General features: G+C 38.9%; 15 protein-coding genes. All 15 read right to left on the bottom strand.

Annotated elements, in window-relative coordinates:
- Positions 1-251: 251 nt before the first annotated feature.
- Entirely contained in the window at positions 252-818 is a 567-nt protein-coding gene (gene purN / locus PFY09_RS00165) for a phosphoribosylglycinamide formyltransferase (RefSeq protein ID WP_271160985.1), read from the bottom strand.
- A gap of 48 nt (positions 819-866) precedes the next feature.
- Positions 867-1,865, bottom strand: a complete 999-nt coding sequence (gene purM, locus PFY09_RS00160) for a phosphoribosylformylglycinamidine cyclo-ligase (RefSeq protein ID WP_271160984.1) — start codon at positions 1,863-1,865, stop codon at positions 867-869.
- 281 nt (positions 1,866-2,146) lie between these two features.
- The gene (locus PFY09_RS00155; RefSeq protein ID WP_076393683.1) at positions 2,147-2,698 is read right to left on the bottom strand and encodes an NADPH-dependent FMN reductase; all 552 of its coding nucleotides are present in this window, start codon (positions 2,696-2,698) and stop codon (positions 2,147-2,149) included.
- A gap of 232 nt (positions 2,699-2,930) precedes the next feature.
- Positions 2,931-3,659, bottom strand: coding sequence for a pirin family protein (locus PFY09_RS00150; protein WP_271160983.1), 729 nt, complete (start codon positions 3,657-3,659; stop codon positions 2,931-2,933).
- A 112-nt stretch (positions 3,660-3,771) separates the two neighbouring features.
- Complete coding sequence (ilvA, locus tag PFY09_RS00145) at positions 3,772-5,040, bottom strand: threonine ammonia-lyase IlvA (RefSeq protein WP_271160982.1); 1,269 nt, start codon at positions 5,038-5,040, stop codon at positions 3,772-3,774.
- 137 nt (positions 5,041-5,177) lie between these two features.
- Positions 5,178-6,659, bottom strand: a complete 1,482-nt coding sequence (gene ilvC / locus PFY09_RS00140) for a ketol-acid reductoisomerase (RefSeq protein ID WP_271160981.1) — start codon at positions 6,657-6,659, stop codon at positions 5,178-5,180.
- A gap of 157 nt (positions 6,660-6,816) precedes the next feature.
- Positions 6,817-7,407, bottom strand: coding sequence for an acetolactate synthase small subunit (gene ilvN, locus PFY09_RS00135; protein WP_076393459.1), 591 nt, complete (start codon positions 7,405-7,407; stop codon positions 6,817-6,819).
- Between the two features lie 10 nt (positions 7,408-7,417).
- On the bottom strand, positions 7,418-9,157 hold the full coding sequence (gene ilvB, locus PFY09_RS00130; RefSeq protein ID WP_271160980.1) for a biosynthetic-type acetolactate synthase large subunit: 1,740 nt from the start codon (positions 9,155-9,157) through the stop codon (positions 7,418-7,420).
- Between the two features lie 22 nt (positions 9,158-9,179).
- Positions 9,180-10,865, bottom strand: a complete 1,686-nt coding sequence (gene ilvD, locus PFY09_RS00125) for a dihydroxy-acid dehydratase (protein WP_271160979.1) — start codon at positions 10,863-10,865, stop codon at positions 9,180-9,182.
- Complete coding sequence (locus tag PFY09_RS00120; protein ID WP_271160978.1) at positions 10,858-11,760, bottom strand: branched-chain amino acid transaminase; 903 nt, start codon at positions 11,758-11,760, stop codon at positions 10,858-10,860. The genes ilvD and PFY09_RS00120 overlap by 8 nt, the downstream gene beginning before the upstream one ends.
- Before the next feature lie 828 nt (positions 11,761-12,588).
- Complete coding sequence (locus PFY09_RS00115; protein ID WP_271160977.1) at positions 12,589-14,007, bottom strand: MFS transporter; 1,419 nt, start codon at positions 14,005-14,007, stop codon at positions 12,589-12,591.
- A complete protein-coding gene (locus PFY09_RS00110) occupies positions 14,007-14,519 on the bottom strand; it encodes a nuclear transport factor 2 family protein (protein ID WP_271160976.1) in 513 nt (170 codons plus the stop codon). Before PFY09_RS00110 ends, PFY09_RS00115 begins: the two co-directional genes overlap by 1 nt.
- Before the next feature lie 137 nt (positions 14,520-14,656).
- On the bottom strand, positions 14,657-16,510 hold the full coding sequence (locus PFY09_RS00105; protein WP_271160975.1) for a glycoside hydrolase family 13 protein: 1,854 nt from the start codon (positions 16,508-16,510) through the stop codon (positions 14,657-14,659).
- Positions 16,511-16,552: 42 nt separating this feature from the next.
- The gene (locus PFY09_RS00100; RefSeq protein WP_271160974.1) at positions 16,553-16,912 is read right to left on the bottom strand and encodes a hypothetical protein; all 360 of its coding nucleotides are present in this window, start codon (positions 16,910-16,912) and stop codon (positions 16,553-16,555) included.
- A complete protein-coding gene (locus PFY09_RS00095) occupies positions 16,909-17,388 on the bottom strand; it encodes a DoxX family protein (protein WP_076393441.1) in 480 nt (159 codons plus the stop codon). The genes PFY09_RS00100 and PFY09_RS00095 overlap by 4 nt, the downstream gene beginning before the upstream one ends.
- Between the last annotated feature and the right edge of the window lie 27 nt (positions 17,389-17,415).

Genomic DNA, 17,415 nt, shown 5'->3' with positions numbered 1-17,415 from the left:
TAAACTCTTGGCTCAGCGCTGCATCTCTAATACTAACTATTTTTCCATTCTGTTTGTCACGCTGAAAGCATCTCAACTAAGCTTAGATTACTACGGAATGACAAACTGAGTGGCTAGATTTTGCGTTGTCAGGCTGAGCTTGTCGAAGCCTTTCATTGTTGTTAGCTTTTTTACCACCCCGTCAAAAATTCTTTGAATTTTTGCCACCCCTCCAAAGGAGGGGAATTTTTTGTATCGCTAATAATTAATGTCTAATTATTATTCAATACTTTGTTTATCGCAATTGGGAAAATTTCATATTCTATTAAGTGAACTTTTTCCGCTACGCTTTCGGGAGTATCGTCTTCTGTAATTTCAAATGATTTCTGAAGGATGGCTTCTCCTTCATCGATTCCTGAAGTTACAAAGTGTACGGTTGCTCCGCTTTCTTTTTCTTTTGCTTCGATCACGGCGTTATGAACGTGGTGTCCCCACATTCCTTTTCCTCCGAATTTCGGAAGCAAAGCCGGATGAATATTGATTATTTTTCCGTTCCATTTTTCACAGAACTCGGATTTCAGGATGGATAAAAATCCTGCTAAAACGATTAAGTCTGTATTTTGAGGAATTTTTTCAGACAGTTCATTACTGAAGTTTTTCCCTCTCGGAATCAGAATATTTTCTATGTTATGGTTTTTCGCTCTTTCCAGTCCGTAACATTCTCTGTCGGCAATCACTAACGATACTTTTGCATTGCGGATTTCTCCATTATCAATGGTATCGATTATTCTCTGAAGATTGGTTCCTGAACCTGAAACGAGTATGACAAGATTCTTCATGATTAGTCAATTTGAAAATTAGTTAATTTTGAAAATGGAATACATTATCTAATTGGTAATTTTCAAGTTGATTTTTTCGCTTCCTTCTGTAATTTCTCCGATTTCGTAAGCATCGTCTAAAAGGTGCAATACTTTTTCTGCGTGTTGTGCATCCACTACAACGATCATTCCTACTCCCATGTTGAATGTTCCGAACATTTCTTCACGGGCAACTCCTCCTCTTTTTTCCAGTTCTAACATAACTGTTGGAATCTGGATTTTTGAAGCATCAATCGATGCGCAAAGTCCGTCACCAATAATTCTTGGAATATTTTCGTACAAACCACCTCCTGTGATATGCGCGATCCCTGAAACTTCTACTTCTTCAAGAATTTTATGAATATCTTTATAATATAGTCTTGTTGGAACCAAAAGCGTTTCGTACAAAGGCTTTCCTTCGAATTCTTCGTTGAAATCCGGGAACACTTTTCTTACCAGAGAGAATCCGTTGGAATGGAATCCTGAACTTGGCAACGCAATAATTTTGTCTCCTGCTTTGATTTTTGAACCATCAATAATCTGGTCTTTTTCAACGATTCCTACGCAGAATCCCGCAACATCGTAATCTCCCGGCTGATACATTCCCGGCATTTCAGCAGTTTCTCCGCCAATTAATGCACAGTTATTGTCTTTACAGGCTTCTACCATTCCTAAAACGATTTCTGCAGCAATTTCGGAGTCCAGTTTTCCGCAAGCCAGATAATCAAGGAAAAATAATGGTTTTGCTCCGTGACAAAGAATATCGTTGGCACACATAGCAAAGCAGTCTACCCCGATAGAATCGTATTTTTTTGAGTCTAAAGCTACTTTAAGCTTTGTTCCTACTCCGTCTGTTCCGGAAACCAGAACCGGATTTTTGTATCCTCCGATCTCATAGAATGCTCCAAAGCTTCCCAAATGATTGAGTACATTGGAATTGTGCGTTTCTCCCACCGCTTTCTTGATCTTATCAACGGTTTTGTATCCTTCTTCTTTGTCTACTCCTGCTGATTTGTACGTGTTGCTCATAGTATTTTAATAATCTAACAATGTATCAGTTTAGCAATGTAACAATGTTTTGAATTGGTAAATTTCTGCATTACTGAATTGGTACATTTTATTTTTACTTTTTATTCAAATTCAGAAAACAAAAAAGCCGACAATCTTGGTAGATTATCGGCCGTTGTTTTATCTCAGAATTTCAGAGTCCACAATATTCCCTTTCTTGGAGAAACATTCTTTAAAAGTGGTCTGAATTTTCATCTTTTTTCCTTTTTGCAAAGATATTAATTTTATATTAATTTTCAAATCTATTTTTCAAGAATAGATTCTAAGGCAGAAATTTTCTGAATTTTCTCTTTTAATTCGCTGTCTTTCTCTTCGTTAGAAATTTTCTGAGCCGCTTTATCAAAATTATCATTAAAGAAAGGCAGTGTGAAGGTGTCTACAATATTTCCGCCATGAAGAGGGAAACGTTTTCCTGAAGCTTCCAAAACACCTAAACCTCCTCTTGCTCCGGGAGCTGTCGCCATTAGCAGCATTGGTTTCTCGTTCCATACTGCTCTGTCTTTAATTCTTGATGTCCAGTCGAATACATTTTTGAATGCTGAAGAGTATGTTCCGTTATGTTCTGCCAGAGAAACCAGTAAAACATCTGCTCCGTCGATTTTTGAGGCAAAGTCTTTTGCTTCCTGCGGAACTCCGCTTGCCACTTCACGCTGGTGTTTGTAGATAGGCATTTCAAAAGCGTTCATGTCTACGATTTCCACGTCTGCGTTTGGAATTAATGAAGCTGCGTAAGTAACCAGCATTTTATTGATCGATGTATCGGAATTGCTTCCTGCTATTGCTAAAACTTTCATTGTTTTTTATCTATTTTAAAGTATGTTTTTGTTATTTTGTCCGAATTTTAACGCTAAGGTCGCAAAGATTTTTTTTATTGGCAAATCTCTATTTTTTCGTTCGCAAAGGCGTTTCACTCAGCAAAGATGAGAAGTCCGACTAAATTTTTTTTAACCACCCCGTCAAAAATTCATTCTGAATTTTTGCCACCCCTCCAAAGGCGGGGAATTTTCGTTGTGCAAAATTAAGGGTTTATCTGAGATATGACGGTAATTCCATCGGAACTTCCATTAATAATATTTCTGCGTTTTCTATGGCTTCAATGTTGAAACTTTGGGTATCCCAGATTCCTAAGCCGTCTCTTTCATTTAAAATACGGTCTCCGATTTTTGCGCTTCCTTTCAGTACAAACGCATAGACTCCGTTTCCTTTTTTGTTCAGCGTGTAGTTTTTGCCGTTTCCTTTGGTAAAATTGGCAAGATTGAACCATACATCCTGATGAATCCAAACGCCGTCGTCGTTTTTATCGGGAGATAAGATCTGCTGGAAGCCGTTTATTTTTTCGCCTTCTTTAATGCTTTGCTGATCGTATCTTGGTTCTACTCCTACTTCTCTCGGGAATATCCAGATCTGTAAGAATTTTACCGCCTGATCTTTATTTTTGTTGTATTCGCTGTGCATTACTCCGGTTCCGGCACTCATTACCTGAATTTCTCCTTTTTTAATGACTGCTGTAGTTCCCATAGAATCTTTATGCTCCAGATCTCCTTCCAACGGAATGGAAATAATTTCCATGTCTCTGTGAGGATGTGTTCCGAAACCCATTCCCTGCGTAACGGTATCGTCGTTCAATACTCTTAATACTCCGAAGTGTGTTCTTTCAGGATTCTGGTAATTGGCAAAACTGAAGGTGTGGTAAGAGTTTAACCATCCATGATTGGCGTGACCTCTTGTGTCTGCTTTATGATATACTGTTTTCATAATGTTTTTATTTTATGATACAAATGTACAGGAGATAAACGGCTAAACTGTTGATGTAAGATAAGAACGACAAAATCCGCATTTTCAGCGGATTTATTGTTTGTTTTTGATATTACACAAGCATATTGAGAACATCGGGGTTTTCATTGAGATAGGACTCAAAATAATCCAGATTCTGCATTCTCTGTCTGAGTCCTTCGAAGTCTGATGGATCGGAAAGCTCGATTCCGACAATTGCCAAAGCTGTTTCTCTGGAGTTTTTCTTGGTGTATTCAAAATGGGTGATATCATCGTTTGTTCCCAATACATTGAGGACAAAATCTTTAAGAGCACCGGGACGCTGCGGAAATTTTACCATAAAGTAGTGCTTAAGACCATTGTAGAGCAAAGCGCGTTCTTTAATTTCCTCCATTCTGGTAATATCGTTATTGCTTCCGCTGACGATGCACACTACATTTTTTCCTCTAATCTGCGTTTTATACTGCTCGAGTGCAGAGATTGATAATGCTCCCGCCGGTTCCAGTACGATAGCGTCTTTATTGTAAAGCTGAAGAATGGTTTCACAAATTTTTCCCTCATCTACGGAAATGCAGTCTGAGAGTGTGTTACTGCAAATTTCAAATGTTAAATCTCCTACTTTTTTCACGGCTGCTCCGTCTACAAAGCTGTCAATTTCAGCAAGCTCGGTATTGATTTTGTTTTCTATGGATGTTTTCATGGAAGGCGCTCCTTTCGGTTCTACGCCTATAAGTTGGGTTTCTGCGGAAAGTTCTCTAAATACGGTGGAAATTCCGGAAGCGAGTCCTCCTCCTCCAATCGGAATAAAAACAAAGTCTGTTGCTTCTTTTTTCTGTTCTAAAATTTCGAGTGCGACTGTTGCCTGTCCTTCAATGATCTGAACGTCATCAAAAGGATGAATAAAGGCAGCGCCAGAAGTTTCTGCAAAATCCAAAGCGGCTTTTTTGGATGCATCAAAGGTGTCTCCGAAGAGTTTAATGTCTACAAAATGACCGCCAAACATTTCTACCTGTTCCAGCTTTTGTTTTGGTGTGGTTACGGGCATAAAAATAGTTCCTTTAATCTGAAGCTGCTTACATGAAAAAGCAACTCCTTGAGCGTGATTTCCTGCGCTTGCACAAACTATTCCTTCTGAAGTTCTGCCTTCGTTGAAAAGGGTTTTTATTTTATGATAAGCGCCTCTTAATTTGTAGGATCGCACCGGCTGTAAGTCTTCTCTTTTAAGGTAAATATGCGCATCAAATTTTTCCGACAAACGGGCGTTGTATTGCAAAGGGGTGTAATTCACCACGTTTTCGATGCTTTTTCTTGCCTGTATGACGGATTCGAGTGTGGGAAGTGTGAGTGTTTTATTCATCTTCATTTATTTTACCGGTTTTTTATGGTCTTTATTTCCTGAAAGCGGAAATGTCTCGCAGCCCGACCTGAGTGGAGCTCTTTTTCTTTTTCGAGAAAAGAAAAAAGCGGGAACGGAGGGCGGAAATAGCTGCCCAAAAAATTTTATACGGTTTTTATGGATTTCATTGCCGTCATTGCCTGACGAAGTTTTCTGCCGACCGTTTCTACCGGATGGTTTCTGAGGGTGTCGTTAATGTGAACCAATTGCGCATTGTCTACGGACGCGTCTTTTCCTTCGTTGAAGTTTTTTCCTGCGAGGTCTGTGTCTACTTTTTTCATGAAGTCTGCCAGAAGGGGTTTGCAAGCCTGATCGAAGAGGTAGCAGCCATATTCTGCGGTGTCGGAAATCACGCGGTTCATTTCGAATAGTTTTTTTCTGGCGATGGTATTGGCAATGAGGGGAGCTTCGTGCAGGGATTCGTAATAGGCAGATTCCGGTTTTATTCCTGCTTCCACCATGGTTTCGAAAGCGAGTTCTACGCCTGCTCTTATGAATGCGGACATGAGGAGATAATGATCGAAATATTCCTGTTCGGAGATTTTTACGTCTCCCGCCGGAGTTTTTTCAAAGGCTGTTTCGCCGGTTTCCGCACGCCATTTCAAAAGGTTGGCATCTCCGTTTTCCCAGTCCTGCATCATGGTTTTGGAGAATTCCCCGGAGATGATATCATCCTGATGTTTCTGGAAAAGCGGTCGCATGATGTGTTTCAATTCTTCGGAAAGTTCAAATGCTTTGATTTTTGCAGGATTGGAAAGCCGGTCTAACATTCCGCTCACACCGCCGTGTTTCAGTGCTTCTGTGATCACCTCAACACCGTACTGAACGAGCTTGGAAGCATACCCTGCATCAATACCTTTTTCTACCATTTTATCAAAGGAAAGAATGGAGCCAGTCTGCAAAAGTCCGCATAAAATGGTCTGTTCTCCCATTAAATCTGATTTTACTTCTGCTACAAAGGATGATTTTAATACGCCTGCTTTATGTCCGCCAGTTGCCACACAATAGGCTTTTGCTTCTGCCCATCCTTTTCCCTGAGGATCATTTTCGGGATGTACGGCAATAAGTGTGGGTACTCCAAAACCTCGCAGGTATTCTGCACGGACTTCGGAACCGGGGCATTTCGGGGCAACCATGATTACGGTGAGGTCTTTACGGATCTGCATTCCTTCTTCTACGATATTGAATCCGTGGGAATAGGACAATGTAGCGCCTTCTTTCATGAGTGGCTGTACGGTGCTGATGACGGAAGTATGCTGTTTATCGGGTGTTAAATTGATGACTAAATCTGCCGTGGGAATGAGTTCCTGATATGTTCCTACATGAAATCCGTTTTCTGTGGCATTTTTCCATGAGTCTCTTTTTTCGTCGATGGCTTCTTTTCTGAGGGCATAGGAAACATCGAGTCCGCTGTCTCTTAAGTTAAGCCCCTGATTAAGTCCCTGAGCGCCACATCCTACGATTACTATTTTTTTTCCTTTTAAAGTTGCTACACCATCGGAAAATTCTGTACTGTCCATAAATTCTGCCTGTCCAAGCTGATGCAGTTGTTCTCTTAGTGATAAGGTATTGAAGTAATTTGCCATATTTTTGGGTAAAATGTAAAAAGTATTAAGTAAAATGTTTACTGTAACTACTTTTCAGGATTAATATTTTTATTTTAGGTTTTGTTTTGAATATTTTTTGAAACAATAAAACATTGTATTCAATTCAATTCGGAGTTTGATTGTTTTGACTGATTTGTTACATGGTAAAAACATCATCCCGCTTATCGAGATATTCATTTTCTACAATATGCGGAGAGGGTTCACGGTTTTCAAACTGAAGTACTTTTTGGTGGATTCCCGCACTGTTTTTAATGATGGCGATTCTGGCACCGCGAACGAATTCTATGAGACCGTATTTATTAAGTTCTTCGGTTAATCTGTCTATTTCTTCACGATGTCCGGCTGTTTCAAAAACGATGTAATCCTGACGGATGACTACGGTTGATGCGCCATACTGCCGAAGCAGTCGCTCTACATATACTTTTTCGGTAACCACATCTGCAGGTACTTTGTAAAGTGCCTGTTCCTGCCATACAATTTCATCGTCTGTATTGTAATAGGCTTTCATTACATCGATCTGCTTTTCCAATTGTCGGCAAAGTTTTCTCACTACTTCTTCGTTCTCCTGGATAACGATGGTGAATCTGTGAATGCCTTCTACTTCTGAAGGTGAGGTATTCAGACTCTCGATGTTGATTTTTCTCCGTGAGAAGATTCCCGATATTCTGCCGATTAATCCCACTGAATTTTCGGTGTATAGTGTGATGGTAAATTCCTGTTTTTCCATTTTCTTTTTTTTATTTTAGTCTGATCTCCGAAACTGAGGTTCCCTGCGCTACCATCGGAAATACATTGTTTTCTTTTCCTACCATCACTTCCAGAAGGTATGCCCCATCATGACTGAGCATTTTTTCGAGGGCAGCTTTTAAATCTTTCCTTTCGGATATTTTTTCACCTTCAATGTAATATCCTTTGGCAACTGCCACAAAATCGGGGCTTGTAATATTTACGAAGGAGTAACGTCTGTCGTGGAATAATTGCTGCCATTGTCTCACCATTCCCAGAAACTCATTATTGAGAATAAGTATTTTAACTTTTGCCCCAAACTGCATAATGGTTCCCAATTCCTGAAGTGTCATCTGAAATCCGCCATCCCCGATAATCGCAACGACTGTTTTTTCGGGGGCTCCATACCATGCTCCGATAGCAGTAAGCAAGCCAAATCCCATTGTTCCCAGTCCTCCGGAAGTTACACTGGATTTTGAACGGTTATACCGGGCATATCGACAAGCAACCATCTGATGCTGACCGACATCTGTTGTGATAATGGCTTCTCCGTTGGTAAGCTCGTTTAATACTCTGACAACTTCTCCCATCGTCATGGCATCTGTATTGGGATTCAGTTCATTATGTATGACTTCTTTTATTTCTTCTTTTTCCAGTTCGCGGAATTTCTCTACCCATTCTGAGTGGTCGTTTTCTTTGAGAAGTGCCGTCAGTAAAGGGAGTGTTTTTTTACAGTCGCCCCAAACAGGAACTGTTGTTTTTACATTTTTATCAATTTCTGCGGGATCAATATCAAGGTGAATTACTTTTGCCTGTTTTGCATATTTATCGAGGCGTCCGGTAACGCGGTCATCAAAACGCATTCCTACGGCGATCAACACATCGCATTCATTCGTCATTACGTTGGGAGCGTAATTTCCATGCATTCCCAACATTCCTACGTGCAATTTATGATGGGTAGGCAACGCGCTCAGTCCCATTACGGTAGCTGCAGCCGGAAGATTAATTTTCTCAATAAAAGATTTTAATTCTTCTTCCGCTTTCCCCAGAATTACTCCCTGTCCGAAAAGAACGAATGGTTTTTTGGCCTGATTAATGAGCTGTGCTGCTTTTTCAATATATTCTTTTCTGATCTCGGGTTCGGGACGATAACTTCGGATGTGAGTGCATTTTTTATAGCCTAAATAATCGAACAACTGAAGCTGTGCATTTTTGGTAATATCAATTAAAACAGGACCGGGACGACCTGTATTTGCAATGTAAAATGCTTTGGCAATGGCTTCAGGAATTTCTGTGGCATCGGTAACCTGATAGTTCCATTTGGTAACCGGTGTGGTGATATTGATAACATCGGTTTCCTGAAATGCATCTGTTCCCAACAAGGAAGCATAAACCTGTCCTGTAATGCAAACCACCGGGTTACTGTCGATCATGGCATCTGCAAGACCTGTCACCAGATTGGTGGCTCCGGGACCACTTGTCGCAAAGACAACGCCCGTTTTTCCTGATACTCTTGCAAATCCTTGTGCTGCATGAATTGCGCCCTGTTCGTGACGAACGAGAATGTGTTTCAGTTTTTCGGAATAATCGTATAAAGTATCATAAATAGGCATAATTGCTCCTCCGGGATAACCAAAAACAGTGTCTACATTTTCCTGCAATAAGGCTTCTAAAACTGCTTTGGAACCGGATATCTCAATGGCTTCCGAACTTAGGGTATCTTTCTGTTCATTTATTTCAAGTGTATTCATAATGTTTTAATTTTAATTGTGATTACAGGTCGGTTACGCAGCCCTGCGATGCATCTGCCACAGATTTGGCATATTTATAAAGGACTCCGCTTTTCACTTTGTATTCAGGCTGATGAAAACCGGCTTTTCTTTTTGTAATTTCTTCATCCGACAACAATGCATTGATGGTATTTTTTTCTGCATCGAGCTCAATGAGGTCTCCGTCCTGTATAAGACCGATCAGTCCTCCTTCAAATGCTTCCGGTGTGATATGTCCTACAACAAAACCGTGTGTTCCTCCGGAAAATCTTCCGTCTGTTATCAGTGCTACATTTTTTCCTAAGCCGGAACCCATTAAAGCGGAAGTTGGCTTCAGCATTTCGGGCATTCCGGGAGCGCCTTTCGGACCTTCGTTTTTGATAACGACAACGTTTCCTTCTTTGATTTTTTTGTCTTCAATTCCTTTGATGAATTCTTTTTCGCCATCAAATACAATAGCAGTTCCCCTGAAATAGTTTCCTTCTTTACCTGTGATTTTGGCTACGGAACCTTTCTCGGCAAGATTTCCGTATAGTATTCTGATATGTCCTGTTTCTTTGATGGGATTTTTAATATCGTGAATAATATGCTGATCTCTTTCTATAATGGAGGTGACATGTTCGAGGTTTTCTGCAATAGTTTTACCTGTTACTGTAAGGCAGTCGCCGTGAAGAAGTCCCAGATCCAAAAGGTATTTCATTACCGCCGGAACTCCTCCTACTTTATGAAGGTCTTCCATCAGATATTTTCCGCTGGGTTTGAGGTCTGCCAGAAACGGTGTTTCATCGCTGATCCGCTGAAAATCATCCAAAGTCAGATCGTATCCTATTGATTTTGCAATGGCAATAAAATGCAGTACAGCATTGGTGCTTCCACCTAAAATCATAATCAGTCTCAAAGCATTTTCAAAGGCTTTTGGTGTCATGATATCGGAAGGTTTGATGTCTTTTTCGAGAAGAATTCTGATGTAATGTCCCGCAAATTGGCATTCTTCTTTTTTCTCGCGACTGAGCGCCGGATAGGAAGAAGAATACGGAAGACTCATTCCCAGAGCTTCAATAGCAGAAGCCATGGTATTTGCGGTGTACATTCCGCCACAGGCTCCTGCACTCGGACAGGAGTTTTGAATGACTCCCTGAAAGTCTTCTTCTGAAATTTTTCCGGCAATTTTATTTCCCAAAGCCTCAAAAGCAGAAACGATGTTCAGATCCTGACCTTTGTAATGTCCGGGAGCAATACTTCCGCCATATACCATAATGGAAGGTCGGTTCAGTCTTGCCATAGCAATGAGGGAACCGGGCATATTTTTGTCGCATCCGGGAACGGTGATGAGCCCGTCGTAATACTGTCCTGCGCATACAGCTTCTATGGAATCTGCAATAATGTCCCGGCTTACCAGAGAATAGCGCATCCCGTCTGTACCGTTGGTCATCCCATCACTTATTCCTATAGTATGAAACATTAAGCCTACCAAATTCTGTTCTTTCACTCCTTTTTTCACGATTTCAGCGAGGCTGTTAAGATGCATATTGCAGGTGTTTCCATCGTAACCCATACTTGCAATTCCGATCTGGGCTTTGTCGAAGTCTTCTTTCTGGAAACCAATACCGTAAAACATTGCCTGAGTTGCAGGCTGCGTCGGGTCTTTTGTAAGCGTTTTGGAATATTTGTTCAGTTCTGTACTATGCATTTTGTAAGTTTGATTTCAGATATGAATAATTTTCTTCTACGACCAAATGACGGTAAGCCTGCTGAATTTTCGCTGATAAACTGTCTTCCCAATCGATTCTGAAAGGGATATTATCCAAAGATTCCAGAGCAACAATTTCTGCCGCCGTTCCACAGAAAAATGCCGCATCTGCGCCCTGCATTTCTTGTGGCGTAAACAATTTTTCTTGGTATGAAATCCCTAACTGATTACATATTTCAAACACCGTGGCTCTTGTAATACCGGGCAAGATGTTTCCTTTTGCCGGCGTGAAAAGTTTTCCGTCTTTTTCGTAGAATACGTTTGCGCCAGAGCTTTCTGCCACATTTCCTTTTTCATCCAGAACAAGTGCTTCGTCAAAACCTTTATCTTTTGCTTCCTGACACGCCAAAATAGAGTTTACATAATGTCCGCTCACTTTAGCTTCTATTTTAAATGCTTTCGGATTGGGGCGCTGAAAGGAAGAAGTCATAATTCTCAGTTTATTTGCCAGATAACCGTTATCCCAATTCCATGCTTCAATAACAAGGTAGCTTTTTTGTCCTTTTGAAAGGGACATATTGGGAGAACAGATAACTAAAGGACGGATATAGGCATTGCTCAAATTATTAATTTCCAATAGTTTGTACGTACTCTCTACCATTTCTTCGGTAGAATAATGGAAAGGCATATGCATTGCTTCTGCTGATTTTCTCAGTCTTTCATAATGTTCTTCTGCTTTAAAAATTTTGGTTCCATTGGCTGTTTTGTAGGATTTAATGCCTTCAAAAACCGCGTATCCGTAGTGTAATGATTGACCGTACAAATCGGTCTTTGCTTCTTTTGCTTTCACATATTCTCCATCAAAGAAGAGAACACTGTCGTCATTGTAATACATTCTATATCGTTTTAATTTTTATTTTGGTGTGTAGTTTAAACAAAAAACCATCCTCGTGATGAGAATGGTCTGTATTATTTCAATTTCAAAAATTATCACAAGCCATTGCCCATCACCGAAACCCGATAATGACAAGAATGACAAGAATAATAATTGAGTTATTCATTTTGCTTGTATTTAACAATACAAATGTATAAACTAATTTTGAGACAGATTTACTTTTTCGTAAAAATTCTACCCTAAAATTATCAAAAATCCATAAAAACCGATCTTTTTTACGATATTCATCAAAACATAATAATTCATAACCGACTGATTGCTAAAGTGTAAAGCGGAATAAAAATACGACGTCTAAAATTTGCTAAAAATCATGTATCGGGATTGTATTTTTAAAGTTTTTCTCGATTTTTTACCGTCATCAATAAAAAAATCTACCGGATCCGGTAGATTTTGATATTAAAATTTTAACCTGAATTCTGGATAAAAAGTGTTTAAATTTTGCTTATCCTTAATTTAACGAGAATGAGCTAAGCTATTATTTTTATATTTTAAGTCTGTTTTAAACTTTTACTTAACCGCAAAAGTCACAAAAGATCTACTAAATTTTTTATTTAAAGTTGATCATTATAAATGAAAAAGCTCACAATAGTTTTTAAAAATCTTTGATTTTTATTCTTTTGAGCGCTTTGATTATTCTGGAAATTCGCTTTAATATGATCTTTTGTCCCTTTTGCGGTTAATTCTGAAATTAGTTTAAACAAGTTTTTTATAATCTTTATTCCGAACTTGGGTAATTTTAGGAAATCAACTGAAGTATTTCTCTTTTTATCAGAAATGCACCTGCTGAATTTCTTTTTCAATTTCTTTTGGGGTGTCTTTTTCAGATTTAACGAAAAGAAGAGTGAGAACAGCTCCTAAAACCATACAGATTCCGCCCACTACAATATAATCTATTGCCATTTTACCGAAAATTCTGCTAACAATTGGTCCTCCAAAAACTCCGTTAATGATTTGAGGAATTACAATAAAGAAATTGAAAATTCCCATATAAACGCCCATTTTCTTTTGTGGAATTGAGTCAATAAGCATCGCGTAAGGCATTGCCAAAATACTTGCCCATGCAAAACCTAATCCTACCATGGAAATCCACAGGTAATTAATATCTTTTATAAAGTACATGGAAATCAGTCCGAAACCGCCACTTGCCAAAGCCAGCGCGTGAGTCTGTTTTTTACCGATAAATTTAGCAATCGGTGTTAATGCAAACGCAAAGAAAATGGCGTAGAAATTATAACTTCCGAACAGGCTTCCCGTTAAATCTCCTGCTTTATTAAATTCCGCTGAATGGGTATCTTCCGGGGAAAGCCCGAAATGATGCGTCGCCAAAGCACTCGTTGTAAAAACCCACATGGTAAATAATGCAAACCATGAGAAAAACTGAACAATTCCCAGTTTTTTCATCTGTGAGGGTGCATTGGCAAAATCTTTGAAAATATCCGACATTTTGGATTTTTCTTCTGCGATTTCTTTTCCGCCTTCAAATGAAGCAAATTCTTCAGGAGAATATTCTTTGGTGGTAATAATTGTATATAAAATTGATATTATAAGTACGGCTGCTCCGATGTAAAAAGAATAGATGACATTATCTGCTACGAACCCTTTGGGAGCTTCGTTGGAAATTCCCAGTTTGGTAAGCCAGTTTGGTAAATCTGAACCGATCACTGCTCCAATTCCTATCAAAATTGTCTGAACAGAAAAACCAATCGTTGCCTGATGTTTTGGAAGCATATCTCCCACCAGAGCACGGAAAGGTTCCATTGCCACATTGATAGAAGCATCCATCATGGCCAGAAAAATAACCGCCATCAGTAAAACGTTTGCAGCCATCATTTGTGTTGCAGAAGCGGCATTGGGAAGCATTACCAATCCGATGGCGCATAAAACGGCTCCTATTAAAAAGTAAGGTTTTCTTCTTCCCAGCGGACTCCATGTATTATCTCCCATATGACCGATGATCGGCTGAACAATAAGTCCTGTAACGGGTGCTACGAGCCAAAACCATGATAATTCATGTACATCGGCTCCGAAATTTGCCAAAATCCGGCTTGCGTTTCCATTTTGCAGACCAAAAGCCATCTGGATTCCCAAGAATCCCATGCTCATGTTGATGATTTGAGCCATTGAAAGATTTGGTTTTTTTACTTTTCCAAATTTTCCTGCATCTACTTTTCCTACCATTTCTGCCATTATTTCTTCAGTTTTTGGATTAACATCTCTTCGATTGGTGCTTTTTCAGCGACAACTTTGTCTACAACTTCATTTGGAACGGTTACAGAGAGTACGTACTGTTTTACTTTCCAGATTCCGTTGATTTTTTCCACCACTCCTGAACCGCGGCAGATTTTCATCTGGGTATTTAGTAACTCATCAAACCACGCCAGTTTTCCGTCTTTGCTGAAGTAGATATTTCTTTTCAGGGAAGTAAAATTCCATGTTTTCTTTTTGTCGAAATAAGGTTTTGCCCAAATCATAAAGGCTTTTTTGTCCCAGACTTCTGTAGCATCTGTCCCGATAAAAACAGATTCGTCGGCAAAATAATTAAAGTAAGTATTGAAATCTGCTTTTGCTGCCGCGACATTAAATCCGTCGAGCATGGTTCCGATTTCTGTTTTTTCTTTATCGAATTTTGACTGAGCAGAAATGGATGTAAAACTCAATACAAATAGGATGAATGTAAAGAATATTGTTGTTTTTTTCATTTTTAATTATAAACCTTTAATTTTATTTTTTAACGCAAAGAGCTCAAAGTTTTCTTTTTAACTACTAACTGTCTTTAAGTTCGCAAAGGCGTTTCACTTAGGTAAGATCACAAAGATTTTAATTGTGAAACTTAGTTTTAATTCAATTCAATAACCATTGATGATTTTGCAGGAATTTTAAAATTGTCCTTTACCGGAAATTCTTTGCCGGAAATGATGTCTTTCCCTTTTGAAAAACCGTTCAGAGATTCTGCGAAATGCTTCACGTCTATCGTTTGTTCGGCATCATTATTATTTAAAATGACCATTACGCTTTCTTTTTCATTATATCTAAAATACACAAAAACATTATTCTGCGGAACAAAATTCTTTGTTTTTCCTGTATGAATGACTTCTTTGCCTTTTCTCCAGTTCAGCAACTTCTGGGTAAAATCGTAAAATTCTTTTTGCTCAGGAGTCTGAGTTGAAGGATTGAAAGCATTGATCTTATCTGATTTCCAGCCGCCCGGAAAATCTCTTCTGATGTCTGCATCGCCCCCTTTGTTTTTGTCGCCGCGCATTCCCACTTCAGAGCCATAATACAACTGTGGAATTCCGCGAACTGTCGATATTAAAGTCATTGCCAGTTTGTATTCTGAAGGATTTCCGTTGAAAACTTCGTTAAATCTTTCGGTATCGTGATTTTCAAAAAACACCAAAAGGTTATTGATATTCGGGTACAGGAAATCGCTTGTAAAAACATTGTATAATTTTACCATTCCGGAATCCCAACCGTCTTTTTCTTTCAAGGCTTTCGGCAGATCAGAATATAACGTAAAGTCCATTACAGAAGGAAGATTTGAATTATAATTTGCTGCCTCTCCTATTTTAGAATCTTTTTGCCATGCTGCGATATGTGCGCTGGAGTACAGCCATGCTTCTCCTACAATATTGAAATTAGGATATTCATCTGTAATGGCTTTTGCCCATTTTGCCATGGCTTCTTTATCGTTGTAAGGATAGGTATCTACCCGAAAGCCTCCCAGTTCGGCATACTCGATCCACCAGATTGCATTCTGAGTCAAATACTTTAAAACCAAAGGATTTTTCTGGTTAATATCGGGCATTGTCGTATCAAACCATCCGTCCAAAGCTAATTTTTTATCTACCTCAGAAGCGTTTGTATCAAACTGAGTGGTTGTTTTATAGTTGGAACGTTTAAAACCATTTTCTCCATCACTGAACCAGTGAATCCAGTCTTTTGTAGGCAGATCTTTGATCATCCAGTGCGAAACTCCCCAATGATTGGTTACATAATCCATTACGAGCTTCATTTTTCTCTGATTCAGTTTTTGGGAAAGTTCTTTATACTCTTCGTTGGTTCCGTAACGTTCATCGATCTTGTATAAATCGGTCTGTGCATATCCGTGGTAAGAATATACTTTTTCGTTGTCCTCATTAACTGGAGTAAGCCAGACTGCAGTTGCTCCAAGGTTCTGAATATAATCTAAATTGTTGATGATCCCGCGCAGATCTCCTCCATGTCTGCCGTTAGGAAGATTTCGGTTTGCTTTTTCGGTTAAATTCGGGCTGGAGTCGTTTTTTTCGTCACCGTTCGCAAAACGATCGGGCATGATGAGGTACATCACATCTTTGGAAGAATAGGATTCTCTGTTTGAAGAATCAGGATTTCTTTGCTTTAATTCATAAGTGTAAGAACTTATATTTTTCTTTCCGTTTTTAATATTGATTTTAAACTTCGGAACATTAATTTCATTGGTATTAACGGTTACAAAAACATAGTTCGGATTTTCAACTTTCTGAATATCTTTGATCTGAACACCGTCTGAAAGCTCTATTTCGTTTTTAGCAATATCTTTTCCATACACCAGAATCTGAAGTTCCGGATTTTTCATTCCTTTCCACCAGAATGCAGGTTCTACTTTCTGAATCTGTGAAAAAAATAAAGAGGATGCACAAAGCGTTGTTATGTAAAAAAGTTTATGACGCATATTTTTTTAATATAATTAATATAATATGAATGATTTTAGTATTTATTTTAGTGGCTGATTAAAAACGGCTTTGTATTGGGTAACTCCAGAAGGATTAAACTCAATTCTCCGATTAGGCATATTCTGAAGTTCATATTCTCCGTTGCGGGTAAATTTTACTTCAGTAAATTTATATCCTGTAAGATAAGTGACTTTTACCTGATAAAAACCTTTATTATTAATTTTTTTAAGCTCCATATCCTGATCCCAATTCAAAGGTTTGTCATTCCCTCTGATTCCTACAGAGATAACTCCTTCAGAATCCGGAATCTCAATTGTATAAATTACAGTCTGATTATAGGCTTTCTGAACACAACTGAACATCAGAAAACAGGAGATTATAAGAAATACTAATTTTTTCATCGGATCATTTTTTTAGCAATTATATAATCTAACCCAAATCTTCCGGAGCCTAAAATACTATAAAATAAGCTCACCCACATCATTCCCATTGCAGGAAGCATATTCCAGACTCCCTGATTCATCTGCTGAAAAAATGCAGCGACAAACATGGTAATGAAAATAAGCACTGCAAAAGGTCTTGTTAATAATCCTAACAATAAAAAAATTCCGCCCACTGCTTCACTGAATGCTCCCATCCAAGCAAAAAACGCAGGAAACATGGCGAAAATACCACCATATTCTGCGACATCATTCGGAAACCAGAAAGCCACTTCAAAAAATTTCAAATTATTGTCTGCGGGAGACCACGGCAAACCGAATTTTGCTGCACCGAAGTCGCTCGTCAGTAAATATCCGCAAACTATTCTTGGAACAGCAAACAGCAGATCCTGCCACCAAAATGGCATCTGAATGGGGGTAAAAATTCTTTTTATCATAGGAACAAGTGTTAAAAAAACCCTACA

Origin of the sequence: Chryseobacterium gambrini (genome assembly GCF_027920505.1) — a bacterium.
GTDB classification, from domain to species: Bacteria; Bacteroidota; Bacteroidia; order Flavobacteriales; family Weeksellaceae; genus Chryseobacterium; species Chryseobacterium gambrini.
This window is presented reverse-complemented; position numbering and strand designations above follow the sequence as displayed.